General features: G+C 64.0%; 26 protein-coding genes. 16 read left to right on the top strand and 10 right to left on the bottom strand.

Annotated elements, in window-relative coordinates:
* The first annotated feature begins 23 nt into the window (after window positions 1-23).
* The 5 genes from GYH26_RS01055 (at window position 24) to GYH26_RS01035 (ending at window position 5,451) form a co-directional block, all read left to right on the top strand.
* Entirely contained in the window at window positions 24-1,208 is a 1,185-nt protein-coding gene (locus GYH26_RS01055) for a hypothetical protein (RefSeq protein ID WP_161540123.1), read from the top strand.
* A 69-nt stretch (window positions 1,209-1,277) separates the two neighbouring features.
* Window positions 1,278-3,464, top strand: a complete 2,187-nt coding sequence (locus GYH26_RS01050) for a LysM peptidoglycan-binding domain-containing protein (protein ID WP_242006519.1) — start codon at window positions 1,278-1,280, stop codon at window positions 3,462-3,464.
* Window positions 3,465-3,606: 142 nt separating this feature from the next.
* Window positions 3,607-4,125, top strand: coding sequence for a translation initiation factor IF-2 (locus GYH26_RS01045; RefSeq protein ID WP_161540121.1), 519 nt, complete (start codon window positions 3,607-3,609; stop codon window positions 4,123-4,125).
* Window positions 4,115-5,011 (top strand): GvpL/GvpF family gas vesicle protein, encoded by an 897-nt coding sequence (locus tag GYH26_RS01040; protein WP_242006516.1) that lies wholly within the window; start codon window positions 4,115-4,117, stop codon window positions 5,009-5,011. Before GYH26_RS01045 ends, GYH26_RS01040 begins: the two co-directional genes overlap by 11 nt.
* On the top strand, window positions 5,008-5,451 hold the full coding sequence (locus tag GYH26_RS01035) for a gamma-glutamylcyclotransferase family protein (RefSeq protein ID WP_161540119.1): 444 nt from the start codon (window positions 5,008-5,010) through the stop codon (window positions 5,449-5,451). Before GYH26_RS01040 ends, GYH26_RS01035 begins: the two co-directional genes overlap by 4 nt.
* Here the strand turns inward: GYH26_RS01035 and GYH26_RS01030 are convergent, their stop codons facing one another.
* The 4 genes from GYH26_RS01030 to sdhC are packed head-to-tail and all read right to left on the bottom strand — an operon-like array spanning window position 5,452 to window position 8,930.
* Window positions 5,452-6,168 carry a succinate dehydrogenase iron-sulfur subunit gene (locus GYH26_RS01030; protein ID WP_161540118.1) on the bottom strand — a complete coding sequence of 239 codons (717 nt, stop codon included), beginning with the start codon at window positions 6,166-6,168 and terminating at the stop codon, window positions 5,452-5,454.
* Between the two features lie 49 nt (window positions 6,169-6,217).
* The gene (gene sdhA / locus GYH26_RS01025; RefSeq protein WP_012842728.1) at window positions 6,218-7,957 is read right to left on the bottom strand and encodes a succinate dehydrogenase flavoprotein subunit; all 1,740 of its coding nucleotides are present in this window, start codon (window positions 7,955-7,957) and stop codon (window positions 6,218-6,220) included.
* Between the two features lie 37 nt (window positions 7,958-7,994).
* A complete protein-coding gene (locus GYH26_RS01020; RefSeq protein WP_161540117.1) occupies window positions 7,995-8,498 on the bottom strand; it encodes a succinate dehydrogenase hydrophobic membrane anchor subunit in 504 nt (167 codons plus the stop codon).
* 21 nt (window positions 8,499-8,519) lie between these two features.
* Window positions 8,520-8,930 (bottom strand): succinate dehydrogenase, cytochrome b556 subunit, encoded by a 411-nt coding sequence (gene sdhC, locus GYH26_RS01015; RefSeq protein ID WP_161540116.1) that lies wholly within the window; start codon window positions 8,928-8,930, stop codon window positions 8,520-8,522.
* A 546-nt stretch (window positions 8,931-9,476) separates the two neighbouring features.
* Here sdhC and GYH26_RS01010 point away from each other — a divergent pair.
* The 6 genes from GYH26_RS01010 (at window position 9,477) to GYH26_RS00985 (ending at window position 15,065) form a co-directional block, all read left to right on the top strand.
* A complete protein-coding gene (locus tag GYH26_RS01010; RefSeq protein ID WP_161540115.1) occupies window positions 9,477-11,291 on the top strand; it encodes an Rne/Rng family ribonuclease in 1,815 nt (604 codons plus the stop codon).
* Between the two features lie 5 nt (window positions 11,292-11,296).
* On the top strand, window positions 11,297-11,620 hold the full coding sequence (locus GYH26_RS01005) for a hypothetical protein (RefSeq protein ID WP_054683027.1): 324 nt from the start codon (window positions 11,297-11,299) through the stop codon (window positions 11,618-11,620).
* A gap of 4 nt (window positions 11,621-11,624) precedes the next feature.
* Window positions 11,625-12,416, top strand: a complete 792-nt coding sequence (locus GYH26_RS01000; RefSeq protein WP_272487315.1) for an MBL fold metallo-hydrolase — start codon at window positions 11,625-11,627, stop codon at window positions 12,414-12,416.
* Between the two features lie 72 nt (window positions 12,417-12,488).
* On the top strand, window positions 12,489-12,932 hold the full coding sequence (gene aroQ, locus GYH26_RS00995) for a type II 3-dehydroquinate dehydratase (RefSeq protein WP_161540113.1): 444 nt from the start codon (window positions 12,489-12,491) through the stop codon (window positions 12,930-12,932).
* A 3-nt stretch (window positions 12,933-12,935) separates the two neighbouring features.
* Window positions 12,936-13,442: a metal-dependent hydrolase gene (locus GYH26_RS00990; RefSeq protein ID WP_161540112.1), complete on the top strand. Its 507-nt coding sequence runs from the start codon at window positions 12,936-12,938 to the stop codon at window positions 13,440-13,442.
* Window positions 13,443-13,448: 6 nt separating this feature from the next.
* On the top strand, window positions 13,449-15,065 hold the full coding sequence (locus GYH26_RS00985; RefSeq protein WP_161540111.1) for a lipopolysaccharide biosynthesis protein: 1,617 nt from the start codon (window positions 13,449-13,451) through the stop codon (window positions 15,063-15,065).
* Here the strand turns inward: GYH26_RS00985 and GYH26_RS00980 are convergent.
* On the bottom strand, window positions 15,057-15,371 hold the full coding sequence (locus GYH26_RS00980; protein ID WP_012842719.1) for a hypothetical protein: 315 nt from the start codon (window positions 15,369-15,371) through the stop codon (window positions 15,057-15,059). The genes GYH26_RS00985 and GYH26_RS00980 overlap by 9 nt on opposite strands.
* Before the next feature lie 66 nt (window positions 15,372-15,437).
* Between GYH26_RS00980 and GYH26_RS00975 the strand changes: the two genes are divergently transcribed.
* A complete protein-coding gene (locus GYH26_RS00975) occupies window positions 15,438-17,753 on the top strand; it encodes a T9SS type A sorting domain-containing protein (protein WP_242006514.1) in 2,316 nt (771 codons plus the stop codon).
* A gap of 3 nt (window positions 17,754-17,756) precedes the next feature.
* Here the strand turns inward: GYH26_RS00975 and GYH26_RS00970 are convergent, their stop codons facing one another.
* Complete coding sequence (locus GYH26_RS00970; protein WP_161540109.1) at window positions 17,757-18,731, bottom strand: aldo/keto reductase; 975 nt, start codon at window positions 18,729-18,731, stop codon at window positions 17,757-17,759.
* A 132-nt stretch (window positions 18,732-18,863) separates the two neighbouring features.
* Here GYH26_RS00970 and GYH26_RS00965 point away from each other — a divergent pair, with 132 nt between their 5' ends.
* A complete protein-coding gene (locus tag GYH26_RS00965; protein WP_242006512.1) occupies window positions 18,864-19,292 on the top strand; it encodes a hypothetical protein in 429 nt (142 codons plus the stop codon).
* Between the two features lie 8 nt (window positions 19,293-19,300).
* A complete protein-coding gene (locus GYH26_RS00960; protein WP_161540108.1) occupies window positions 19,301-19,852 on the top strand; it encodes a YqgE/AlgH family protein in 552 nt (183 codons plus the stop codon).
* Between the two features lie 10 nt (window positions 19,853-19,862).
* Here GYH26_RS00960 and GYH26_RS00955 read toward each other — a convergent pair whose 3' ends face one another.
* Complete coding sequence (locus GYH26_RS00955) at window positions 19,863-20,966, bottom strand: PAS domain-containing protein (protein ID WP_161540107.1); 1,104 nt, start codon at window positions 20,964-20,966, stop codon at window positions 19,863-19,865.
* Between the two features lie 199 nt (window positions 20,967-21,165).
* Here GYH26_RS00955 and GYH26_RS00950 point away from each other — a divergent pair, with 199 nt between their 5' ends.
* The gene (locus tag GYH26_RS00950) at window positions 21,166-22,527 is read left to right on the top strand and encodes a nicotinate phosphoribosyltransferase (protein ID WP_161540106.1); all 1,362 of its coding nucleotides are present in this window, start codon (window positions 21,166-21,168) and stop codon (window positions 22,525-22,527) included.
* Here GYH26_RS00950 and GYH26_RS00945 read toward each other — a convergent pair whose 3' ends face one another.
* From GYH26_RS00945 to GYH26_RS00935, 3 genes are read right to left on the bottom strand one after another with little or no spacing between them, the layout of a single operon-like run.
* Complete coding sequence (locus tag GYH26_RS00945) at window positions 22,528-23,229, bottom strand: SDR family oxidoreductase (RefSeq protein WP_161540105.1); 702 nt, start codon at window positions 23,227-23,229, stop codon at window positions 22,528-22,530.
* 4 nt (window positions 23,230-23,233) lie between these two features.
* Window positions 23,234-23,896, bottom strand: a complete 663-nt coding sequence (gene folE, locus GYH26_RS00940; protein WP_161540104.1) for a GTP cyclohydrolase I FolE — start codon at window positions 23,894-23,896, stop codon at window positions 23,234-23,236.
* Entirely contained in the window at window positions 23,883-24,299 is a 417-nt protein-coding gene (locus GYH26_RS00935) for a 6-carboxytetrahydropterin synthase (protein ID WP_161540103.1), read from the bottom strand. Before GYH26_RS00935 ends, folE begins: the two co-directional genes overlap by 14 nt.
* A gap of 159 nt (window positions 24,300-24,458) precedes the next feature.
* On the opposite strand from GYH26_RS00935, the gene GYH26_RS00930 reads away from it, so the two are divergent.
* Window positions 24,459-24,806, top strand: coding sequence for a histidine triad nucleotide-binding protein (locus GYH26_RS00930; RefSeq protein WP_012842709.1), 348 nt, complete (start codon window positions 24,459-24,461; stop codon window positions 24,804-24,806).
* Window positions 24,807-24,810 lie beyond the last annotated feature (4 nt).

The following is a 24,810-nucleotide window of genomic DNA, read 5'->3' as shown; positions in this document are numbered from 1 at the left end:
CCACGAATCGGGCCCATAGCGCCATGACCGAATTTGTCCGGCTGCTGTACCGCCAGCTTCAGGCGACATTGCCGCCCACCCGTGCCTATTCGATCCAGGAGCTTCGCCGGCTGGGCCTGCCCGACGCACTGGTGCACCACCTCCAGCATCAGGCGATCGCCCGGGCCGAAACCATGCTGCCGGTGCTCGACGACACCTGGTTCGAAACCGAGGCGCCGGACGTCCAGGAAGCCTTTCAGCAACTTCGCAACCGGCTTCGCTCACACGTGCGCATCCCCGCTTCGGTCTGGCCCGAATTGCTCGGCGAAAGCCTTCAGGCGCTGACCGGCTATCTGATCCAGCCCATCCGTACGCTCACGGCCCATATTTTTGACGAGGCCGATTCGGTCCCGGCCGCCGAAGCGCTGCGCCGCATGCACTGGTTTCAGCCTTATGCCTACTTCCGGGAGGCCGTCGCCCTCTACGTCGAGGAAAAGCAGGTAACCCGCCTGGAGCGCGACCGCTTCGAGAGCCTGCTCGTGCGCGTCGACCGCGAGCTGACGGCCGACTTCGACGCCGAAGCGTGGGTGCGCCTGCTGCGCCCGCTCTACGAACTGGCGACCCTGCTGCCGGAACGTCCCGTCGTGCTACCTGCCTCGCTGCTGATCGCCTTCTTCACGGAAAAACAGCGACCGGATCTGGTGCAGCGCCTTCAGGCCGAAGGCACCGCCTTGCTCACGGCCGAGGCGCTTGAGCGGCTACTTGCCGGCAAGGAGCCATCGGCTCCGGGTACCGCCCCTGTCGCCGAAGAAGAAGCGGAAGCTCTGCCACTCTGGCGCCGATTCCAGCTGCAGCAGGCCGGCGCAGGCGAGGCCCGATCCGCCAACGAAGCCGCCGCCCTGCCTCGCTGGATGCAGTTCTACCAGCAACCCCCGGCCGAGCAGATGCCGGCGCCGCCCACGGCGGAGCTGGAGCGCGAAGTGCTGGGCGAGACGGGGCTGCGCAACCGGGAGCTGTTCATCACGCACCTGTTCGATGGCGACCGTTCCGCTTACCTCCGCGTGCTGCGCCTGTTGCGCGACACGCCCACCTGGGCCGAGGCCTCGCAGCTCATCGCCCGCGAGGTCTTCCGCCGCTATCAGGTGAATATCTACAGCGAACCGGCCGTCGCCTTTACCGACGCCGTCGAACGCCGATACCGTAAAAATCAGGCGTCCCCCTTGCAATAAACGCGGCCGGTGTGTATTGTTGGGCAACGTGTTGAAGTGATACGTGAACGGTCAAAAATGAGGGCGGCTGTGTTACGAGGGCTATTCCTGTTGCTACTTGCGTGGAGTCTGGTCGGAACAGGACATGCGCAGGATACGAGGCGAATCGCTCCGCCACTTCCGCTGGAACGACTTCAGGCGTATCCTTCCGAAGAAATTCCCTTTGCCCGCCGGGTACGGCTGCTCGGCGCCGGGCTGGCGGGATTGCTTCCACCAGCCGACAGTCTGAGTGAAGCGGAGCTTCTCGAATACCTGGCCCGCCTGTACGATCAACAGGCACGTATTCTCAAAGCGGAAGCGGACGGCGATCTGGATCAGGCCGCCCAACTCCTGGATGAAGCGCTGGAAGCCCTGGCCGCACTGAGTCGTCAGCCCGGCATCGAGGCGGACGTCCGGTTTCGTGAACTGTACCGCTCGCTTCTTGTCGAATACGAGCAGCTCTACGGCACGCCGCCGGACACGCTGACGCTGAGCTACGGCGACATCTTCGCCTTCCGCGAGGCCATGTTCGCGGCCATGGAGACTGTACGCGAGCCGCTGCTGGAAGACGTTTTCACCCCGAACCTCACGGTCCCTGCCAGCTCGGTCCCGCTCACCATGAACCGGCTCGTCAAAGCCAGCATGGATTATCTGCTGCGCGAGCCGGAAAAGCACCTGCTGCGCTGGCTCAGCCGGGCCGAAACCTACTTCCCGATGATCGAGCAGATCTTCGAGGAAGAGGGCGTGCCGGACGAACTGAAGTACCTGGCCATGATCGAAAGCGGGCTCAACCCCTATGCTCGGAGCCGGGCCGGCGCCGTGGGCATGTGGCAGTTCATGGCCGGAACGGCCCGCCTGTACAACCTGAATATTACGCCCTGGGTGGATGAGCGACGGGATCCGGAAAAATCCACGCGGGCGGCCGCCCGTCACCTGAAGGACCTGTACGCCATGTTCGGCGACTGGCATCTGGCGCTGGCCGCTTACAATGCCGGAGCCGGCCGGGTCCAACGGGCACTTAATCAGGCTGCGGTGCGCCACGGCACAGACCAGCTCACCTTCTGGGACATCTACCCGTACCTGCCGCGCGAGACCCGCAACTACGTGCCCATGTTCATTGCGACAGCGCTGGTAGCCTCCAATCCCACCGCACTGAACCTGACAGTCGAGCCGGGCCCGCGCTACGAATACGACTACGTGCCCGTACAGGGCATGCTCTCGCTGGAAGAGATCGCGCACCTGGCCGGTACCGACGTGGCCACGTTGCGCGCGCTGAACCCCGAACTGCGCCAGAACACGCTACCGCCCAGCCGGGGCCCCTACTTCATCCGCCTGCCGCTGGGTAGTTACGCACGCTTCGCGGAGGCCTACGCCCGATTGCCGGAAGATCGTAAGCGGCCGGTCACGACCTACACGGTGCGTCGGGGCGACGCGCTCAGCATCATTGCCCGGCGCTTCGGCGTGAGCGTCTCGGCCCTGATGCGGGCCAACGGGCTGCGCAGCACGGTGATTCGTCCGGGCCAGCGCCTGATTGTGCCGGTCCCCCACTACGAAAGCACAAACGCCCTGCAACTGGCCGAGGCCAAGCCCGTCAGCGTGCAGTACGGCAGCCGGGCCGTCCGCCCGCTCTACACGACGCAACCCATCCAGACGAGGGCGCCCGCTACCACGGCACAACCGACCGCACTGGAAACGTCCTCGGAGCGAAATGAACCCCCGTCTGATGCAGAATCAACCGTCGACGAAGCCCGAACGCCCGAAGCTCCTACCCGTGTCGTATACACCGTGCGTCGGGGTGACGCCCTCAGCGAAATTGCTCAGAAGTACGGAGTCTCGGTGGCCGACATCAAACGCTGGAATAACCTCTCCGGCAACACCATCCGCGTCGGCCAGGAGTTAGTCCTCTATCTCTCCGAACCGGTAACGCCCGAGCGCGTGGTGTACACAGTACGCCGGGGCGACACGCTCAGCGAGATCGCCCAGCGCTTTGGTGTCTCGGTGCAGGACCTGAAACGCTGGAACAACCTCTCCAGCAATACCATTCGGATTGGCCAGCGCCTGACCATCTATCCGGAAGCTGGCGCCACACAGGGTTACACCATCTATCATGTGCGTCCCGGCGACACGCTCAGCGAGATCGCCCAGCGCTTCGGCGTCTCGGTGCGCGACCTCAAACGGTGGAACGGGCTGCGTTCCAGCCGGATTTATCCGGGCCAGCGCCTGAAAATTTTCTCATGAAAGGCTTTCTTTGCCCCGCAGATCGGAAAGCTTTTCCCTTGCAGGCCGAAACCCATGTTTCGGGCTATCGTTCGTCTATGCAGGCACGGCGCTTGTAGGTAAAACTACGGACCGAATCTCCCATCCATCCGGAGAGTGCACCATGCACGACGAACAGATTCGCAGGCTGATCGAACAGTTCCGGGCCAGGTTTCTGGAGCTTTCGAGCGAAGAGATTCAGCAACTGATCGAGGAGGCGAAGGCCGAGGCCCTGGCCGAAGCGCGCGCCATCATCAAGGAGCAGATGCTGGAGGCCATTCTGGAGCAGTCGGCTCGCCTGCAGACCCGGTCCGCAGCAGCCCAACCGGCTTCCTCCGCCGCCGCACCGACCTCCTCACCCCGGCAGCCCGAACCGGCGCAGCGCTCCCCTTTTGAAACACCCCGGGTGACGCTGGTCAGTCGCCCGGAAACGCCTCCTGCGCCGGAAAAAAAAACATCCCGGCCCAGTCCTGAGCCGGCCACTGTAGAAGCAGCCGAGCAGAACGGCGCCGAAATCGACGGGGCCCGCAAGATCCTGCGCGAGATCGAAAACCTACGCCAGCAGCTCAGCGCCAACGAAGAATGGCTGAAGCGTGCCGGCGGATCAGGCCCGGGAGCATCGGACTATGCGGATGAATCCTGAAAAACCGGCGCTGCGCTGGCACTTTCCCGAAGAGGAAATCCTCCAGTTGACCGAGGCTTCGCGACAGGAAGCGCTGGCGCAGGCGCGAGCGTTGCTCAAGCAGTGGTGGCTGGAGGCCATCCTGCAGCAGATTGGCCGGCATCTGGAGCCCATCCCGGCGCCGGAAGAACAGGTTTACTACGTCTACGGCGTCACCTGGGCGGGCCTTTCGGTGCAAGGGCCGGAACCGCTGGAGGCCATTCCGTTCCGCAACCTGCAGGCGCTGGTGCGCCGCGTCCCGGCGCACGAATATGGGCTGGACGTCCTCCGGCGGCGGCTGCAGGACACGGAATGGGTGCGCGAACAGCTCCGTGCGCATCATCGGTTGCTGGCCGCCCTCCAGCTGGAGGGACCGCTGCTGCCGCTGCGCTTCGGCACGATCTGTCCGGAAAAAGCGCACGTAGAAGCCCTGCTCGAAGCCAATTACGAGGATTTCTGCGCCACGCTGGCACTGCTGCACGGCCGCCAGGAATGGACGCTCCGGCTTGGTGCCGACCGTGCCCGCCTGAAGGAAGCGATCGCGCTGGTGCACGGCACGCGGCCCGACGATCCTTCGCTCGAAGCCGAAGCCGACCGACTGCTTCAGATGGCGGCCGAACACTGCCACCAGACGCTCTCGGCACTGGCCGACCGCAGCGAAATCCACCAGCTCGACGTCCGCCAACGTCCGGTGCTTCGCACAGCCTACCTGGTCGCCACTGGCCAGACCGACGCTTTCCGAAACCGAGTGGCTTCCCTGCAGCGGGCCTATCAGGCGCTGGGTATCCGACTGCACCTCGAAGGGCCTTCGCCGCCGTTCAACTTTGCCCGACTGCACCTGGAAGAAACGGATGCAGCGGCAACATGAGCCGCATGTGGTACCCGCCACGCTGTACGCCGGTCACGCTGCTTTTCGTCTACGGCACGCTGCGCGGGCAGATCCGACGATTTCTTCCGGCCACGCTGCACCACGCGGTGCACCTGCTGGGACCGGCCCGCTACCGGGGACGGCTGTATGATCTCGGCGCTTACCCCGGCGTCGTGCCGGATCCCGATCATTTCGTGCACGGCGAGCTGTATGCGATCCGACGCGACGAAGCCTCCCGCATCTTCACGTATCTGGACGCTTACGAAGGGTGCGATCCACAGCGCCCGGAAGCCGGCGAATACCGGCGCGTAATGGACACCGTACTGCTCCCCGATGGCCGGGCGCTTTCGGCCTGGATCTACCTGTACAACGGCGACCTGTCGCGGGCGCGGCCGATTCCGTCCGGCGACTGGCTTTGCCACCGGGGCCAGCCCCGGTGATTACCGCGCCGCCACCTCCATCACGGCCCGCCGCTTCAGCGCCGAGAGCCAGCGGGAAATGTCGATCTCCTTGGGGCAGGCCTCGTTGCAGTTGAAAATTGTGTAGCATTTCCAGAGTCCCTCGCGCGAATCGACCACCGGCAGCCGCTCCTCGGCCCCTTCGTCGCGCGAGTCGAACGTGTAGCGATAGGCTTTAAGCAGGGCGGCCGGCCCCAGGTAGTCCGGATCGGCCCACGTGCTGGGGCAGGCATGCGTGCAGGCCCCGCACATGATGCACTTGGTGGCGTCATCGATCAGCGCAAATTCTTCCGGACTCTGCAGCCGCTCCCGTTCGGGTGGTGGCGTACGCGTGATCAGCCAGGGCTTGACGGCCCGGTACTTCTCGAAGAAGCGGCTCTGATCGATGACCAGGTCCTTGACCACCGGCGCCGTGGGCAGCGGCTCGAACGTGATCGTGTCGCCCTCGCCCTTCACCAGATCCTTGACCAGCACTGAGCAGGCCAGGCGGTTTTCGCCGTTGATCTTCATGGCGTCCGAGCCGCAGACGCCGTGACCACAGCTCTTGCGGAAGGTAAGCGAGCCGTCAATATGCCACTTGATGTGCAGCAGCAGCGACAGCGCGCTGTCCATCGGATCCGCATCGACCTCGTAGGTCTCCCAGTGCGGCTCGGCGTCGGTCTCCGGATTGAACCGCTTGATTTTGACCTTGACTTTCATGGTTACAGTCTCGTCAGTTGGGCAACCCTGAACGAAACGGGCAGGGTGCTCAGTACTTCCGTTCCTGCGGCTGGAATCGGGTGATCGTCACCGGTTTGTAGTCGAATCGGTACTCGCCTTCCCCTTCGCGGTAAATGAGCGTATGCTTGAGCCAGTTCTCGTCGTCGCGCTTCGGGTAATCCTCACGCGAGTGGGCGCCGCGGCTTTCGGTTCGGTTCAGGGCCGAGCGCGTGATCACTTCGGCCAGATCGACCAGAAAGCCCAACTCGACAGCATCCATCAGCTCCGTGTTGAAGCGCTTGCTCTTGTCGCGGATCACCACGCGCTGGGCCCGCTCCCGGATCTGTTTGAGATCCTCCAGCGCCGTGTTCAGCGTCTCCTCGGTGCGGAAAACGGAGACGTTGTCCATCATGGTCTGCTGCAGGTCCGCGCGCACGACCGCTACCGGCTCGCCCTGCGTCCGGCTCAGAATGTCCTCCAGCATTTCGCGGACGCGTCGGTCCGGATTTTCCGGCAGCGGTTCTTTTTTGCGCCCTTCCTTGCGCAGCGTCTCGGCCATGTGGATGCCGGCCCGGCGTCCGAAGACGACCAGATCGACGAGCGAGTTGGAGCCCAGCCGGTTGGCACCGTGCACCGACACGCAGGCGCATTCGCCCACGGCGTAAAGGCCGGGCACGATGCTGCCGCGACCGGCCCGCTCCACCTGCCCGTCGTAGCTGGTGGGGATGCCGCCCATTGCATAGTGGCAGGTGGGCGCCACCGGGATCGGCTCTTTCACCGGATCGATCCCCAGATAGGTGCGGCTGAACGTGGCGATCTCGGGGAGCTTCGTCTCGATCACTTCGCGCCCGACGTGCCGCAGATCCAGATAGACGTAGTCCTTGCCGTTGATGCCACGGCCCTCGCGGATCTCCCGGTAGATGGCCCGCGAAACCAGGTCGCGCGGGGCCAGATCCTTCACGGTGGGCGCGTAGCGCTCCATGAAGCGCTCGCCCTTATCGTTGAGCAGAATGCCGCCTTCGCCGCGAGCCCCTTCGGTCACCAGAATGCCCAGCCGGTACAGGCCCGTGGGATGGAACTGCACGAACTCCATGTCTTCAAGCGGCAGGCCGCTGCGGAGCACGATGGCCATGCCGTCGCCCGTGCTGGCGTGGGCGTTCGAGGTCGTCTTATAGACGCGCCCGTAGCCGCCCGTGGCCAGGCAGACCATCTTCGCATGGAAGATGTGAATCTCGCCGGTGAGCAGCTCGTAGGCCACCACCCCGCAGCAGACCCCGTCGGGCGTCATGATCAGGTCCAGCGCCTGAAACTCGTCGTAGAAGCGAACCTGGTTTTTGACGCACTGGTCGTAGAGCGTATGCAGGATGGCGTGACCGGTCCGGTCGGCGGCGTGGCAGGTACGCCGCACCGGCGCCTCGCCGAAGTTGCGCGTATGGCCGCCGAAGCGCCGCTGCGCGATCTTCCCCTCCTTGTTGCGGCTGAAGGGCACGCCGTAGTGCTCCAGCTCGATGATGGTCCGGGGGGCGTCCTGGCACATGATCTCGATGGCATCCTGGTCGCCCAGGTAGTCGCTCCCCTTGACCGTATCGAAGGCGTGCCAGAGCCAGTGGTCTTCCTCTTCGTTGCCCAGCGCCGCGCCGATGCCTCCCTGCGCGGCCCCGGTATGCGAGCGCAGCGGGTGCAGCTTCGAGATCACCGCGACGTCCGCCCCTCCCTCTTTGGCATAAAGCGCCGCCATCAAGCCCGAACCACCGGCTCCTACGATGACGACGTCATGTGAGAAAATCATGGCCGTCTTCGGTTAGCAGTCAGAACCCCGTTGGCATTCACGATGCGGGCGTATAACCCCAACCGGCTACGATGATGGAGTACAGCCCCACAATGAGCAGCACCAGCGCCAGCGTCCAGGAGAGCGTCTGGGCCAGCACGCGCCCGATCGGATTGCGGATGTAGTCGGTCAGGATGTTGTTGAGCCCGTAGAACCCGTGATGCAGCGCAAAAATCAGAAACAGGATGTTGAATCCCTTCCAGAGCACGGCATAGACCGGATCGGCCAGCCGGAGCATCACCACGTCGTAGGGTGTGACCTCGGCGTCGGGGCCATAGCGGGCCCGCACCGCCTCTTTGGCCGCCTCCGGATAGTCGGGCAGCGCGCCGGCCTCGATCTGTTCGCTCGAGAGCACCTGGGCCGCCACGCTGGCCGTCTGCGCATCGTAGTGCTGCACCCAGAAATGCGTGATCAGCAGAAACACCAGAAACGTCCCGGTAATCCGGTGCAGGAACCAGTTCGTCGCATAGGATCGGGACGTCTTGCCGTACTGGATAGCCATGATCCCCGCTGCGTTTTGGTGTCAGGAACCCGTCAGGTACGTGATCACGGCATAGAGCGACGGATAGCCGCCCACGCCGATGATCAACAGACAGACGACGGCCAGCGTCCAGAACAACTTCTTGGAATGCGGATGCCAGCCCAGGAAATCGATCAGCACGATCCGCAGGCCGTTCAGCGCGTGATAGGCCACGGCTGCCAGCAGCAGAAACTCACCAATCTTAAAAATCGGTGCGTGGTAGGTGGCAATCAGTTCGTTGAACGCTTCCCGATCGGTAAGCGCCCGTAACCCCCACACGTGCAGAATGAGATAGACGACCAGTCCGATACCCGTCAGGCGATGCAGCAGCCAGGCCAGCATGCCCGTGCGGATGCGGTAGCGCTGCAGACGCCGAACGCGCCGGACCTCCGGTTCAACGGTTTCAACCGCCATGATCACCTTAAAGGTTTGCGTTTCAATCCGGTACCGCTTCGCGGGACTTCCATCTAATTTTAAGAAACCAGAAGGAAAATAATCAGGCCATTGCTTCGCTCCTTGCGAATTTACGTTAAAGCCTTTCCCGAGGCGAGGGGATCATTTTATCCACACGGGCGATTTATTTCCTTACCGGGATCAGGACTTTTCCCGGATGCTATCGGCAAAGGCCCCGCTTTTGCCAGCCGCTCTGCCGGTCCGAAAGCGCGGCCACCTGCCGCCTTGTTTTTTGTGGGGTTGCCAGCCACCGCATGGTTTTACGTCTGCTGCGCATAGTGTTTTCGCCATTGCTGCACCTTCTGGCGGTGCAGCACCCCTGCTTTATCCTGTATCCGCCAACCGCAATAACCGCCTCGAACCGGCGGGCGATCTGGAAACCGCGAGTTTCCCAGCCGAGCTTCCTTCAGCCGCCATTCTCGCCGTCGCTGCCTGCCGGCGGTTCCGCCTCTCTGCGCGCTCGTTTCCGACCGCACCCGGTTCGGGGCCCATGGAAAGAGGAGTTGTATGGCCAAGGAGATCATCATCAACGCCGAGAAGGATCAGACGCGCATTGCCATCGTCGAGGACGGGACCCTGGCCGAGTTCTACATCGAGGATCCCGAGCACGAACGCACCATCGGCAACATTTACCTGGCCCGGGTCTGCCGCGTCATGCCCAGCATTCAGGCCGCCTTTGTGGACATCGGTCAGCAGCAGGACGCCTTCCTGCACTTTTCGGACATTGCACCGAGCCTGCCCCTGCAATTGAAGTTTCTGGCCGATCCGCAACCGAGCGTTCGCAAACTGGCGGCCGAAATCGAACAGCATCACCAGAGCCTGGCTCGACGCCGACACCCACGGCCGCACCGCGCCGATAAGTCCGAAGCGTCCGACGAAGACGAAACAACGGAAGCAGCCGAATCCTCGCGGCGACGGCGGCTGGACGCCCGACTGCGCGGGCGACGACGCTCGGCGCAGCGCCGGCTGCAGCGGAAGACTTCGGCCGAAACGACGACCACCGAGGCCGAGGCGGCACCGCACACCGACGTTTCGCCCGAGACGCTGCTGAAACGCGACCAGCCGCTGCTTGTCAAGATCATCAAAGAGCCCATTTCGTCCAAAGGGAGCCGGGTCTCGACCGACATCTCGCTGGCCGGGCGTTTTCTGGTGCTGGTGCCATTTGCCAACTACGTGGCCGTCTCCAAGAAGATCACCTCCTACAAGGAGCGGCGGCGGCTGCGGGCACTGGCCCGGAGCCTGCTCCCTGAAGGCTTCGGTGTGATCGTGCGCACGGTGGCCGAAGGCCAGACCGCCAAGGCGCTCGACACCGACCTGCGCCTGCTCCTGGAGAAGTGGGAGCGCATCGAAAAGAAGCTGGCCGAGCACCCCAGACCGCCCGTCCTGCTCCATGAGGACGTGAACATGGTCTCGTCGGTCATCCGGGACCTGTTCTCGGAGGACTGCACGCGCATCCTGGTGGACAATCCCCGCCTGCATCGCAACATCCGGAGCTATGTGCAGGCGGTGGCCCCGCACAAGGTGGAGGTGGTGCAGCTCTACCGGGGCAAAGAACACATTTTCAAGGCCACGGGCATTGCCGAGCAGGTGGCCCAGGCCTTCGAAAGCCGCGTCGACCTGCCCTCGGGCGGCTACCTCTACATCGAGCACACCGAGGCCATGCACGTCATCGACGTGAACTCGGGACGGGCCGGACGCGGCCTGAGCCAGGAGGAAAACTCGCTGCGCGTGAACCTGGAGGCAGCCCGCGTCATCGCCCAGCAGGTGCGCGTGCGCGACCTGGGCGGCATCATCGTGATCGACTTCATCGATCTGAAAGACGAGAAAAACAAAAAGAAGGTCTACGACGAGCTCAAGAAGGAATTCAGGAAAGACCGGGCCGTGACCAAGATTCTGCCCATGAGCGACTTCGGCCTGGTCCAGATCACGCGCCAGCGGCTGCGGCCCAGCCTGACCACCACGTTCGACAAGATGGCCGAGCGGCTCGCCCGCGAGAAAATTCTGCCGCCGGCTCCATCTCAGCCCACCCCGGAGGCATTGCTGGAAGCCATGGAGCGCTGGCTGCAGGCCTACCGACACGCGGGCGGACGCCGGAACGTCACGCTGCGGGTGCATCCGTTCACGGCCGCCTACCTGACGCGACGCGTGCCGACCTACCCGACGCGCTGGTTGCTCAAGCACCTGGTACGCGTCCGGCTGGAATCCGACCCGAACCAGCCGCCGCTGAGCTTCCGCTTCGAGGATCCTGCGACCGGCGAGGACCTGACCGAACGGTTCACGATCTTCCAGAACGGACAGCACCCGGAAAAAATACCTGCCTGAAAGCGATGGCCCGCAGCCGGGACAGCAGGCACGCTGCCACACGCCGACTGGTGGACGAACTGATCGCCGTCGCCCGCCAGCTCGGCCTGGAGGTGCGCGTAGAGTCCGGACCGTTCCGGGGTGGCTACTGCGTCAAGCAGGGGGACGAGCTGGTCGTGCTCAACCGGCAGCACCCGCCCGAAGTGCATCTGGCCCTGCTGGCCGAGGCGCTGCGCACGCGGCCGCTCGACACGCTCTACCTGAAGCCGGCCGTCCGCCGCGCGCTCGAAGAAGCCTGGGATCGCTCCTCGCCTTCCACGGACGCCGTGCTGGATGTCGCGCTCGACTGACACCCTGCGGGTGACGCTGCTGGGCACCGGCACGTCCACCGGCGTGCCGGTCATCGGGTGCACCTGTCGCGTCTGCCGCTCCTCCGACCCGCGCGACAAACGCACGCGCTGCGCCTGCTACATCGAGGCCAACGGCCTGAGCATCCTGATCGACACCGGCCCGGACTTCCGCCAGCAGGCGCTGCGCGAGGGCATCCGGCGTCTGGACGCTGTGCTCTACACGCATCACCACTTCGACCACGTGGCCGGCATCGACGACCTGCGGCCGTTCTTCTTCGAGAACGACCGTCCCATCCCCTGCTATGCCCCGCCCAACACGGCCCGCGTGCTCTACCGGATGTACGCCTACATTTTCGCCGACGGCACCTATCCCGGCGTGCCCCGGCTGCGCCTGCACGCCGTCGAAGGCCCCTTCGAGGTCACCAGCCGCTACGGCGACGGCAGCCGCGTGCGCGTGGAGCCCATCGAGGTGCTGCACGGCCAGCTTCCCATGTACGGCTACCGCATCGGCCGCTTTGCCTACCTGACCGACGCCAGCCGCATTCCGGAAACCAGCTACGAACGCCTTCGGGATCTGGATGTGCTCGTGCTCGACGCGCTGCGCGAGCGGCCCCATCCCACGCACTTTTCCATCGACGAAGCCATCCGGGTGGCCCGACGCATCGGCGCCCGCCAGACCTATTTCATCCACATGACCCACGAGGTGCTGCACGCCGAAGTGGACGCCCGCCTGCCTGAAAGCATCAACCTGGCCTACGATGGCCTGCAGTTCACCTGCCGCCTCACCACTTCTTAACAGTGCAGTGTGCGCCGTTTTGTAATTTCACGGCGAACCTGCAGCCTCTGAACACCAACCGAATCATCTGCCATGAAAATTCTCGTATTGAACGGTCCCAATCTGAACCTGCTGGGCAAGCGCGAGCCGGCCATTTACGGACGCATCACGCTGCAGCAATTAGAAAAAATGCTCCGGGAAGCGTTTCCAGACGTCACGCTCGAGTTCGTGCAGAGCAACCACGAAGGCGAGCTGATCGATCAACTCCACCGGGCCGAAGCCGAGCACTTCGACGGCGTCGTCTTCAACCCGGGCGGCTACACGCACACGTCGGTGGCCATCCGCGATGCAGTGGCGGCCATCTCGGTGCCCGTGGTGGAGGTGCATCTTTCGAATCTGCACGCTCGGGAGCCCTTCCGGCAACACTCGCTGACGGCGGCCGTATGTGAGGGTCAGATCGTCGGCCTGGGAGCTATCGGCTACCGGCTGGCGATTGAGTATCTTGTAGAACGTGCGCGCCAGAAGCCCAAACGCTAAACCGTGGCAAACTATCGCGGACATCTGGCCGGGGCCACGGCCTTCTTTGCCGTGTACCTGGCCGGATTGTTCTACGTGTTTTCGATCGACGCGGCCTACACCCGCTTCACGCTGCTGGAGCTGGTGGCCTACCCGCTGGCCCTGTTCGGCCTCTGCCTGATGTTTGCGCTCTGGCCCGACGTAGATACGAATTCGCTGGGCCAGACGCTTTTCTACTGGATTTTTTTCCTGGTCGACGTGGTGCTGATTGCCACGCGCCACTTCCAGGAAGCCGCCTACCTGGGGTTGTTCGCCATCCTGCCCGTACTGGGCAAGCACCGGGGCTGGACGCACACCTGGTGGGCCATGCTGCTCATCCCCTCGCCGCTGCTCCTGCTACCCTACCTGTTCTTCCCGGAGCGGCCGCTCTACGGCCTGCCCTTCTACGGGGCGGCTGTCGTGGGTTACCTGAGCCACCTGGTACTCGACGGCGTGCTGTTTCGCATCCGCCGACGCCGCGCCTATCGCTGAGCTGCCATGCCTGCGGGACGCCTGCGCCAGCTCGCCTCCGAAACGGCCATCTACGGGCTGTCGTCCATCCTGGCCCGGCTGCTCAACTTTCTCCTTTTTCCCTTCTACTCGCACGTCTTTGCACCCGACGCCTATGGCGTCATCTCTATCGTCTATACGGCTTTCCTGTTCTTCAACATCGTCTACCAGTACGGCATGGAATCGGCCTACCTGCGCTTTGCCGTGGAGGCCGACGAGGACGGACGTCGACGCGTCTTCAGCACGGCCGTCGGTTCGCTGCTGGGCACCTCGCTGGTGCTCTCTGCGCTGATCGTGCTGTTCCCTGCGCCCGTGGCCGCCCTGATCGATCTGGAGGCCCGCTACCGATGGCTGCTCTACTACATGGCCGCGATTCTGGTGCTCGACACACTGGCCGTCGTACCCTTTGCCGAGCTGCGGCTGCGCAACCGCGCCTGGCGCTTCGCGCTGATCCGGCTGGCCGGCGTGGCGGTCAACATCGGCCTGAACGTGCTGCTGCTGGTGGGGCTGCACATGGGCGTGGCGGGCGTCTTCATGGCAAACGCTGCAGCGTCGGCCACCACCCTGCTGCTGCTGACGCCGGAATTTCTGCGGCTCTGGCGCCCGGTGTTCGATGCCGGACTCTGGCGCCAACTCCTGCGCTTCGGCTTGCCCTTTCTGCCCGGCGGGCTGGGCTATGCCATCACGGATCGCATCAACCTGCTGTTTCTGAAGCGCATGACGCCGGAGCAGGTACGCCGGCTCTACGGCGATCGGTTCGATCTGGAGGCGCTCGCCCACGAGGCCGAACGGGCGGCCCGCGCCGTGCTGGAACGGGCCAGCGGCGTACTGACGCCCGAGGTGCAGCAGCGCATGGCCGAGGCCGCCCAGGCCGTCTACGGCAACCACGTGGTGGGCGTCTACAACGGCGTGCTCAAGCTGGCCATCTTTCTGATGCTGGTGGTGCAGATGTTCCGGTTTGCCTGGCAACCGTTCTTCCTGCAGCACGCCCGCGATCCGGACGCCCCTCAGCTCTTCGCCCGCGTCTTCTCGCTGCTGACGGCCGTCAGCCTGCTGGTGCTGCTGAGCGTCTCGTTTTTTGCCGACGAGATCGTCCGCCTGCCCCTGCCCGGCGGCTACGCGCTGATCAACCCGCGCTACTGGACGGGGCTGTTCATCGTGCCGGTGGCGCTGCTGGGCTATGTGTTTCAGGGCTGGTACTACGTGTTCTCGGTGGGCGCCTACCTCCGACACCGCACAGCGCTGTTCATTCCGGCCACGCTGGCCGGAGCGGCCGTGGCGCTGCTGTTCAACGCGCTGCTGGTGCCCCGGCTGGGCATGCTGGGAGCCGCCTGGGCCACCACGCTGGCCTATGCCACCATGGCACTTGCGCTCTGGGGACTGACCCGCCTGCACTACGCGGTACCCTACCGATGGGGTCAGGTGCTGGCGCTGGGCGCCTGGAGCGCGCTCCTCTTCGGCGTCTGGCATACGTGGCCGGCGCTGCAGCGGCCCCTTTTCGAGCTGCTCCTGCTCGTCGGATGGGCGGCCGCCCTGCCCGTGCTCCGCGTGGTCACCCCCGCCGAGCTGCGCACGCTGCTCCGACGCCGCCCGCCCTCAGCGTAGCCGCTCCCACCGATGCACCCGGAGGTGCGTATAGGGTATCCCCTGCCAGCGATCCAGGTACGGCGTGCCCTCGACCCGGAGCCGGACCGGCGCTTCGGCGGCCACCGCCTGCCGATCGGCCTCGTTTTCAAAGACCAGCAGATAGTAGTTGTGCGCGGCGGTCTCCAGCACCAGGGCGGCAAACGGCGCCTGGCCCCGCGAGACCACTTCGCCCTCCACGACGATCGGCGGCTGTGCTGGTGGAGGCTGCGTGGCGCATCCGATCACAAAAAGCATGCTCAGCAGCAGTAATCCATAACAACGCATGGCGAAATGCTCCAGGGGTAGATTGTCCGGAACGCTTTGCAGTATTTTCGTAAAAATAAAACTTCCATGCCACCAGAACCCGAAGATTTTCCCATGTACCGGATCCTTGCAGGGCTTGTGCTGCTTTTCTGCGTCCCCGCCTTCGCCCAGCAGCTGCAGCCCTTTTCGCCCCGACCCGAGCCGGACAGCTACATCCTGCACGTGACCGACCGGCTCAACCGCCGGCCGGAAGTCCGTCAGGCGCTGGAAGATTTTCACCGGCGCAAGGCGCTGGGCCTGCTGCCGGCGACCCCGACCATCCAGGCACCCCCGCAGGTAGGCGATCGCCAGCCGTTCAAAGTGTACAACTTTGAAACCGAAACGACCGAATCCCGCGAGTTCGAGCTGCGCGTCATTGAAGACCGCTTCTACCTGTGGGTCGAAGTGGCCTCGCTCGACAGCGGCTGGGTGACCGACGAGAAGCTGGAGGCGCTGCGGGCGGCGCTGGCCGACGCCACCCCGGCCGGCTCCATCAATCCCAACCAGGGCATCATCGCCAACGACGAAGACGTTTTCGGCAACCCGCCCGATGTGGATGGCGACGGAAAAACTGACGTGCTGCTGGTGGACATTCGTGACGGCTGGGATCCCAAAAGTAGCGGCGGCTTCGTGGCCGGCTTTGTGTACGGAGGCGACCTGAGCCCTCTGGGAAATGGGAACCGTCGGGACATCCTGTACCTGGACACGAACCCATCGCTGTCCACCAACCGCCCGATCGAATCGCTCCTCTCGACGGCCGCCCACGAGTACCAGCACCTGATTCATTTCAACTACGATCTTGATGAAGAAAGTTTTGTCAATGAAGGGCTTTCCGAATGGGCCGAGGTGATGAACGGCTACGGCCGACGGGCCATGAGCTACCTGAGCGACGTCTCCCACTACAACGTGCCCATTTTCCGCTGGTCTGAAGACAACGTGAACGTGCTGGACGACTACGAACGTGCCGGGCTGTTCACCACCTATCTGGAAGACCGCATCGGCTGGGAGGCCGTGGGAGCCATCACCCGAGATCCCCAGAGTGGATTCTTCACCTATCAGAATGCCCTCTCTTCTCGGGGGCTTTCCTTCTACCCGGTTCTTCTGGACTTTCACACGGCCAACTTTCTGAACAATCGCAGTGTGAATCCCGCGTACGGTTACAGCCGCACCGACTTTCAGAACCTGGGAGCTGCCCCCTCGGTCGTCTACAACGGCCGTATCGCTACCCAGACGCCCGATACGACGATTACGGTAGCCGCCGGTGGTGTGCAGTATCTGGTGTGGCAGCATGTGCGGGATCTGCAGGTCACGCTTTCTGGCCCTACGCTGGTCATCCGCGCGCTGAAGTATCCGGAAGGCGGAGGCATTGTGGCTGAAGACCTGGATCCCGGAACTTCCCCCTTCACCTTTACCGGCGCGTACGAACAGGTGGTGCTGATCGTTACGCGCACTTCCACCTCCGGAAGCTCGCAGGTCACCTACAGCGCCACCTGGAGCTCGGACCAGACCTTCACCAGCCAGATTGCCCAGTTCGACAACGGCCAGGCCCTTGAGTTTATCCTTTCCGGTGGCCTGGAGCTGCTCACCCGCTTCGACAATCCGCAACCGGGCTACACGCTCCTGGGGCGCGTCTATCTGCCCCTGTATTTCTACAGCCAGTTCAGCAACGGACCGCCTGCCACCGAACCCCGCGACTTCACACTGACCGTGCGGGCCGCCCAGCCCGACGGCACCCCGGGAGACGTACTCTTTGAAACCACCATGGATGATCCGCGCGGTTATCAAGGAGTTACCTCTAACACCCTGCAGTTTGCTGAAATTGACCTCTTTCCCTATGCCGCCCAGATCGGCGACCTGCCCGAGGTGCTGTTCATCGGCTACCGGGACGCCGGAACCGACACCAATTCCATCGTACTGGCGACCTCCAGCTATACCCCCGAAAACCGCTCATTCATCGGCCCGACCCAGCAGGGCTGGCGGGCGCTCTGGGATGTCACACTCACCAATGGTACCTCGCTCAACGGCCGGATCATTCCCATTCGGGTCGAATTCCTGGTCGGAAGCGAGCCGGTGCCGTCCGAACCGGTGGCCGAATTGCCGCGTGAACTGGCCCTGGAGCCGCCCTATCCCAACCCGTTCCGCACGACCGCGCTGCTGCGCTACCACCTGCCGGAGACCGGTCCCGTGCGGCTACGCGTCTTCGATCTGCTGGGCCGTGAGGTGGCCCGGCTGGTCGATGGCCCGCAACCGGCCGGCACGCACACGGTGCGCCTGGACGCCAGCGGCTGGGCCAGTGGCCTGTACCTGTGCGTGCTGGAAGCGGGCGGACGGCGAAGTGTGCAACGCCTGCAGGTGGTGCGCTGAGGCTCAGGGCACGCGCTCGCCGCGGGCCGCCGTCAGCAGCGCGTACCACTCCTCGCGCGTCAGCGCAACGGCGTCGGCCTGCGCGCTGGCGCGGATGCGCTCGGGCCGCAACGTGCCGATGATCGGCTGAATGGGCGCCGGATGACGAAGCAGCCAGGCCAGCGCAACGGCCTCGCGGGTGGTCTGCCGCGCCTCGGCCAGTTGCGCCACGGCCTCGGCCGCGCGGAGCGTGCGGCCGTCCGCTTCGGCCGGCGGATCGATCAGATGCCCTCTGGCTACCGGCGACCAGGCCTGCACCAGCACCTCGTGCAACCGACAGTAGTCGAGCAACCCCGTCACGCCGGCATAGGCCGAGGCGTTGTCGTGGTTGGCCACGATGCCGTCTTCGATCAGGTGGGCATGCAGCAGACTGAGTTCGAGCTGATTGACTACCAGCGGCTGATCCACGTATCGAGCCAGCAACGCCATCTGGGCGGCCGTATGGTTGCTCACGCCGAAGTAACGCACCTTGCCGCTCCGGTGAAGTTCGTCGAATGCTCGCGCCACCTCTTCCGGCTCCATCAGCGGATCCGGCCGGTGCAATAGCAACAGATCCACATAATCCGTCTGCAACCGGCGCAGGCTGCCCTCGACCGAGCGCACGATGTGCTCGTAGCTGAAATCGTAGCGCTGCGGCGTGCCCGGCGGATCGTCCTTGAACCGAATGCCGCATTTGGTCTGGAGCACGATCTCGTCGCGCCGCACGAGCCCTGCTTTCAGCAGCTCGCCAAAGACCGCCTCGGATTTGCCCCGGCTGTAGATGTCGGCGTGATCGAACAGGTTGATGCCGACTTCCAGGGCCGTCTGCACGGCCTCGGCGGCCCGGCGGCGCACTTCGTCCGAAAGGGTCTCGGCCTCCCAGGGTCCGCCCAGATGCATGCAGCCGTAGGCAAGGCGCGAGACCTCCAGATCCGTGTGCGGGATGCGATACGTCTGCATCGGATTGATCCATCGGTTGGATGAAACTTCGTCTCAAGGTAGCGAACGCGGACGAGCGGCGCAACGGGAGCGCGGAAGCCTTGGCGCTTCGCGGGAGATTTCCGATCTTCCCCGAAAAAAACCGCGCTGCGTATGGGACGGGTCATCCGGACGGGCGATACGCCGGCCAGTCGGCGCCACCAATATCTGCGTTCCTGTGCCGAGGTGCTGCATCTGCTGGCAAAGCGCGCGCACTTCGACGACGAGGCGCGCGACATGGTGGCTTTTTTTGTGTTCAACCTGCGCAGTATTGCCCAGACCATCGAAGAGAGCGCACAGAGCTGGGAGAACCGGGGCTACTGGCGCAAGGCCGAATCCTTGCGGGAAAACTGGCGTTGGACCCGCACGGCCGCCGACGAACTGGAGCGGCTGATTCGTCAGGATCGCTGGGAAGCCATCCCGTCCGTCCTGCTTCGTCTGATGCCCCACTTTCAACACATTACGGTGGCGTCGATCACCCGCAACGCCGACTGGTGGTGCGGTGCGCTCAAAGCGCTGCTGCGTTCCACAACCAGGTCGTAACCGTGCCCATGGAGTCGCCGACGCTGCGTCCCGGAATCCTGCTCATCGCGCCCCCCATGCTGGAAGACCCGAACTTCTGGCGCACGGTGGTGCTGCTGTGCGCGCACGGCGAAGACGGGAGTTTCGGGCTGATTCTGAACCGGCCGACTACGCTGACGCTTCGCGAGGTGCTCGACGTGCCCGTCTCCTATCCGCTGTTCATGGGAGGCCCCGTTCAACCCGACACGTTGCACATCCTGCACCGGCTGGGCGACAAAATTCCCGAGGCGCAACCCGTGGTGGACGGCGTCTACTGGGGCGGTGAGGTGGAAGCCCTGCTGGACCGGCTGCGCACGAATCCACCGGAGCCCGACGACATGCGTTTCTTCCTGGGCTATTCGGGCTGGGCGCCGGGACAGCTCGAAGCCGAATACGAGGCGGGCGGCTGGATTCTCGCCCCGGCCCACGCGGCCAACGTATTTGAGGACACGCCCGAAAAGCTCTGGCGCACGGTGCTGCGCCGCATGGGCGGCGAGTATGCGCTGCTGGCCAACTTTCCGGACGATCCCCGCCTGAACTGACGTCGGCCGATCAACCAATCGGCACCTCGCCCACCACTGGACGCAGCACGATCACCATCCCGAATATCGGTTCCGAAAGCAACCGGAGCTGCACCTGAAACGTCTGCACGCTACCGCTCCGGCTTTCCAGTCTTCGGATTCCCTGCCAGATGCCTCCGTGCAACTCCAGCCAGGACATCATCCGATCGAACCGCTCGCCCGGCATAAGCGCCGTGAGCATTCCGTTGAGTGGCCGGCCTGTGATCTGGCGATGCGGCTCGCCCAGCAGCGTCCGTGCCGTGCGGTTGGCATACACCACACGTCCGACTTCATCGACCACCAGCACGGCTTCGTCGAGCGCTTCCAGAATGACCTCCGGCAGCGTCTCGGAAGCGTTCGACGCAAACCGCTCCTGTTGTTCGGCCTCGGTCAGTGGTCGCAACAGTACCAACTGGCAGGGATCATCCTCCTCACAGGGAATGATGCGTAGCCGAAGCCGGCTCGACCCGGGTGCTCGGAGCGCTCGGACAAAGCCCGGTGTTTCTTCCTGTACAAAGGCTTCGAGCGGCTGCCCAACCAGATGCGCCTCGGCGTAACCCAGCAGTCGCTGCGCCTCCTCGTTGGCCATCAGAATGCGCCCTTCGGCATCCAGAATCAGCAACCCGTCTGGATAATGTTGCAGAATCGCCCGAAAGCGGGCTTCGCTGGCGTACAGCTCCTGCAGGTATTCCGAAAGGTTGTTCTGCACGCGTTGCCGCTCCCAGGCCCGTTGTACCACGTGCTCCAACAGCGGCGCACTCAGCGCATCCCGGAGCAGGTAGTCGGCCGTGCCCATCTGCAGCAGGTGCGGCCCCAGCATGGCTTCGCTCCGGTCGATCAGTGCCACGACCGGAATGTTGATGGCGCGTACTTTGACCTCGGCAAACGCATCGAGTCCCTGATAATCAGGCAGGTTCAGATCGACCAGCACAAGATCGGGCGGATCTGCTTCCAGAGCATGCCAGTGAGTGATCAGCGCCTGCAGCGAAGGAAACCGTTCGCACACCTGCACCCCGGCGCGCTCAAGCCAGCTGCTCAGTTGAGCTTCCAGCCCCTCATCACCGCTGATCAGAATCAGTCGGGCGGCTCTGCGCATGGCGTGCGTTGTTTAGCTCTGGATTCGTTAGCACAAAATACAAGAAAGGTGCCGCTTTCTGCAGAATGCCTTCTTTCATGCAAACCGGCTAATTTTCACTTTTTTATGCGAAACCTAAAGACCTGAAGTAGCGACCTTAAAGTGCGCCCCTGTTGCCGTATCTTTTATCCGATCCTGCAATAGCAAATTTTTCCGCCCTATGCACTGGGTAACCGACGAAAACGCCGCACTGTTTACCGATCTGTACGAGCTGACCATGCTCCAGGCCTACTACCGGGAAGGCCTGGACACGGCTGTAGCGACGTTTGACCTGTTCGTGCGCCAGACGCCCGGCCGCAACTATCTGCTGGCCTGCGGCCTCGATACGGTGCTCCACTACCTGGAGACGCTGCACTTCACGCAGGAAGCGCTCGACTACCTGGCCTCGCTGGGGCGCTTCGAACCGGACTTTCTGAATTACCTGGCACGCTTTCGCTTCACGGGCGACGTGTACGCCGTACCCGAGGGGACGCCGGTCTTTGCCGGGGAACCGCTGCTCCAGGTGGTGGCGCCCATCGGACAGGCCCAGCTCATCGAAACCTTCGTGCTCAACCAGATCACCTTCCAGACGGGCATTGCCTCGAAAGCCAGTCGGGTGGTACAGGCGGCTCAGGGGCGGCTCGTGGCCGACTTCGGTGCCCGCCGCATGCACGGCGCCGACGCTGCGCTGAAGGCGGTCCGCGCCTATTACATCGCCGGGATTCAGGCGACCTCGCTGGTGCTGGGCGGCCAGATGTTCGGAGTGCCCGTCACCGGCACCATGGCGCACAGCTACGTCGAAGCCCACCCCACGGAAGAGGACGCCTTCCGGGCATTCGCCGGCCTTTACCCCGGCACGACGCTGCTGGTGGATACCTACGACACGCTGGAAGGCGTCCGGAAGGTCATTGCCCTCTGCAAAGAACAGGGCGACCGGTTTCAGGTAGGGGCGATCCGGATCGATTCGGGCGACCTGGCCGCGCTGGCGAAGGAAGCCCGACGCATGCTGGACGAGGCCGGCCTGACGCACATCAAGATCTTCGCCAGCGGCAGCCTCGACGAATACCGCATTGCCGAGCTGCTGGCCCAGGGTGCGCCCATCGACGGCTTCGGAGTGGGCACGCGCATGGGCACCATCAGCGACCGCCCCTACCTCGACAGCGCCTACAAGCTCAGTGAGTTCGAGGGCGAGGGACGCATGAAGCTGTCGCTGGAAAAGGCCAACCTGCCCGGACGCAAACAGGTCTTTCGGTTCTACGACGAGGACGGACGCGCTACCCACGACGTGATCGCCTGCCACGACGAACACTTGGAGGGTGGTGAGCCGCTGCTGCGCTGCGTGATGCGTGGTGGCCGGCGCACCGAAGCCGGTCGCGATACGCTGGAGGCGGCCCGCGAGCGCGCCCGCCGGGGCCTGGCCCGCCTGCCTGAACGGTTGCTTTCGCTCGAAGAAGCCGATCCGCCCTACCCGGTGCACATCAGCGAACGGCTGCAGGCGCTGGGCGAGGCCGTCCGCCACCGACTGATGCAGCAGGAAACCTGATCAGATGTCGCCCTCCTGGGGCCGCAGCACGATCTCTTCGGCCACGGTCCGGGGCGACAGGTGGTACAGCGCCCGTACGGTCCGGGCAATGTCCTCGGCCGGCATGAAGCGTTCCTCGGGCAAGTCCACGCCCTCCCAGCTCGGCGTGTAGGTGGCGCCGGGGAGCAGCACGGTCACGCGCAGTCCCAGCGTGCGCGTTTCCTCGCGCACCACGCGGGCCAGGCCCAGCAGGCCGTGCTTGGCCGCGCAGTAGGCCACGCTGCCCGGATAGGCCCGGATCGAGGCCACCGACCCCATGAAGAAGATATGCCCCTGCCGCCGGGCAATCATCGCTTCCAGAAAAGCCCGTGTCACCAGAAAGGCACCGGTCAGGTTGGCCTCGAGCTGTGCGCGAAACGTCTCGACCGAAGTTTCCCGCAGCGGGGCCGGCCGGAACTGCCCGGCGTTGTTGACGAGCACATCGGGCGCGCCCCAGCGGTCGAGCACCTGTCGGGCCATGGCTGCCACGGCCGCTTCGTCCGTTACGTCGCAGGGCAGCACCAGCACGTCGGCCCCGCGCGCCCGGCAATCGGCGGCCACCGCCTCCAGCTTGTGCTGCTGACGGGCCACCAGCGCCAGGCGTGCCTGCGGCTCCTCGGCAAACGCCCGCGCAATGGCCGCTCCGATTCCCTGACTGGCGCCGGTAATGACAACGACGGACACGGCCTCACCCTCCGTTGATCAGCCGCATGAACTCGGCCCGCGTGGCCTCTTTCAGAAATTCACCGCTCATCGCGCTGGTGGTGGTGATCGCATGCTGCTTTTCCACGCCGCGCATCATCATGCACAGGTGCTGCGCCTCGATCACCACGGCCACGCCCAGCGGCTGAAGCACCTCTTCCAGCGCATCCCGAATCTGAATCGTCAACCGCTCCTGCACCTGAAGCCGCCGGGCGAACACGTCCACCACACGGGGAATCTTGCTCAGTCCGACGATCTTTTTGTTCGGGATGTAAGCCACATGCGCTTTGCCGAAAAACGGCAAGAGGTGATGCTCGCAGAGCGAATAGATCTGAATATCTCGCACCAGGATCATCTCGCTGTAGTCTTCCTCGAAGAGGGCCGACTCCAGGATGGCCCGTGGATCCTGGTGATATCCCTGCGTCAGGTACTGGAGCGCCAGCGCAACCCGCTCCGGAGTGCGCCGGAGCCCTTCGCGATCCGGGTCCTCGCCGATCCAGCGAAGGATTTCGCGCATGTGCTGCTGAATGGCTTCGGTCGCCTCGGCCGGGTACCGATCCACCCGCTCGAAATGATCGATCGGGTGGCTGTCCAGCTCCAGGTGGGCGCCCGAGCGCACAAGCACCCCGGTCGATTTATTCTTCACCATAGTATTCCACGTAGTTGTGTTCGGTCTCGTAGAGCCGGATCCGGTGCAGGCGTCCGGCCGGCAGCGCGTCTTCCAACTCCCGCCAGATCGCGACGGCCAGGTTTTCGGTCGTCGGAATCACGCCCTGCAGGAAATCGACGTCCAAGTTCAGGTTCTTATGATCCAGCTTCTGCAGAATGCGCGTCTCCAGAATCTCTTTCAGGTGGGAAAGATTCAGCACGAAGCCGGTTTCCGGATTCGGCTCGCCGGCCACGGTGACTTCCAGCACGTAGTTGTGGCCGTGCCAGTTCGGATGATTGCAGGGGCCGAAGGTCTCCCGATTCCACGCTTCCGAGCGGGCCGGATTGTGCAGGCGATGCGCCGCGTTGAAGTGCACGCGACGGGTCACGTAAACGGTGGGCATCCTCCAGCCATCGGATTGTTTGCACATCGGTTGCCACAAACGTACGCTCCCGGAACGCGTTCCGGTTGGTGCAACGAATCGCCGATCCGTTACAGGCGAAAGTGCCCGCCGTGCCCTATATTTGAAGCGATCTGCAGCCGGACAACCATCCCCTGAGCCATGGCGGAAAAGACGTTGTTTCAACGCATCATGGACGGCGAGCTGCCGGGCGACATCGTCTATGAAGACGAGCAGTGCGTGGTGCTCCGCGACATCAACCCGCAGGCGCCCGTCCATCTGCTGATTATTCCCCGTAAGCCAATTCCTTCGCTGAACGAGGTGACCGAAGAAGACGCCCCACTGATCGGGCACCTGTTCGTAGTGGCCCGCCAGATGGCCGAACGCGAGGGCATCGCCCGCACCGGCTACCGGACCGTCTTCAACACAGGTCCGGACGCGCAGCAATCCGTCTATCACCTGCACCTGCATCTGCTGGGCGGCCGCAAGTTCACCTGGCCGCCCGGCTAATGGC

The organism is Rhodothermus marinus, assembly GCF_009936275.1.
GTDB classification, from domain to species: domain Bacteria; phylum Bacteroidota; class Rhodothermia; order Rhodothermales; family Rhodothermaceae; genus Rhodothermus; species Rhodothermus marinus_A.
The sequence above is the reverse complement of the archived record's forward strand: the minus strand, read 5'-3'. Positions and strand labels throughout refer to the sequence as shown.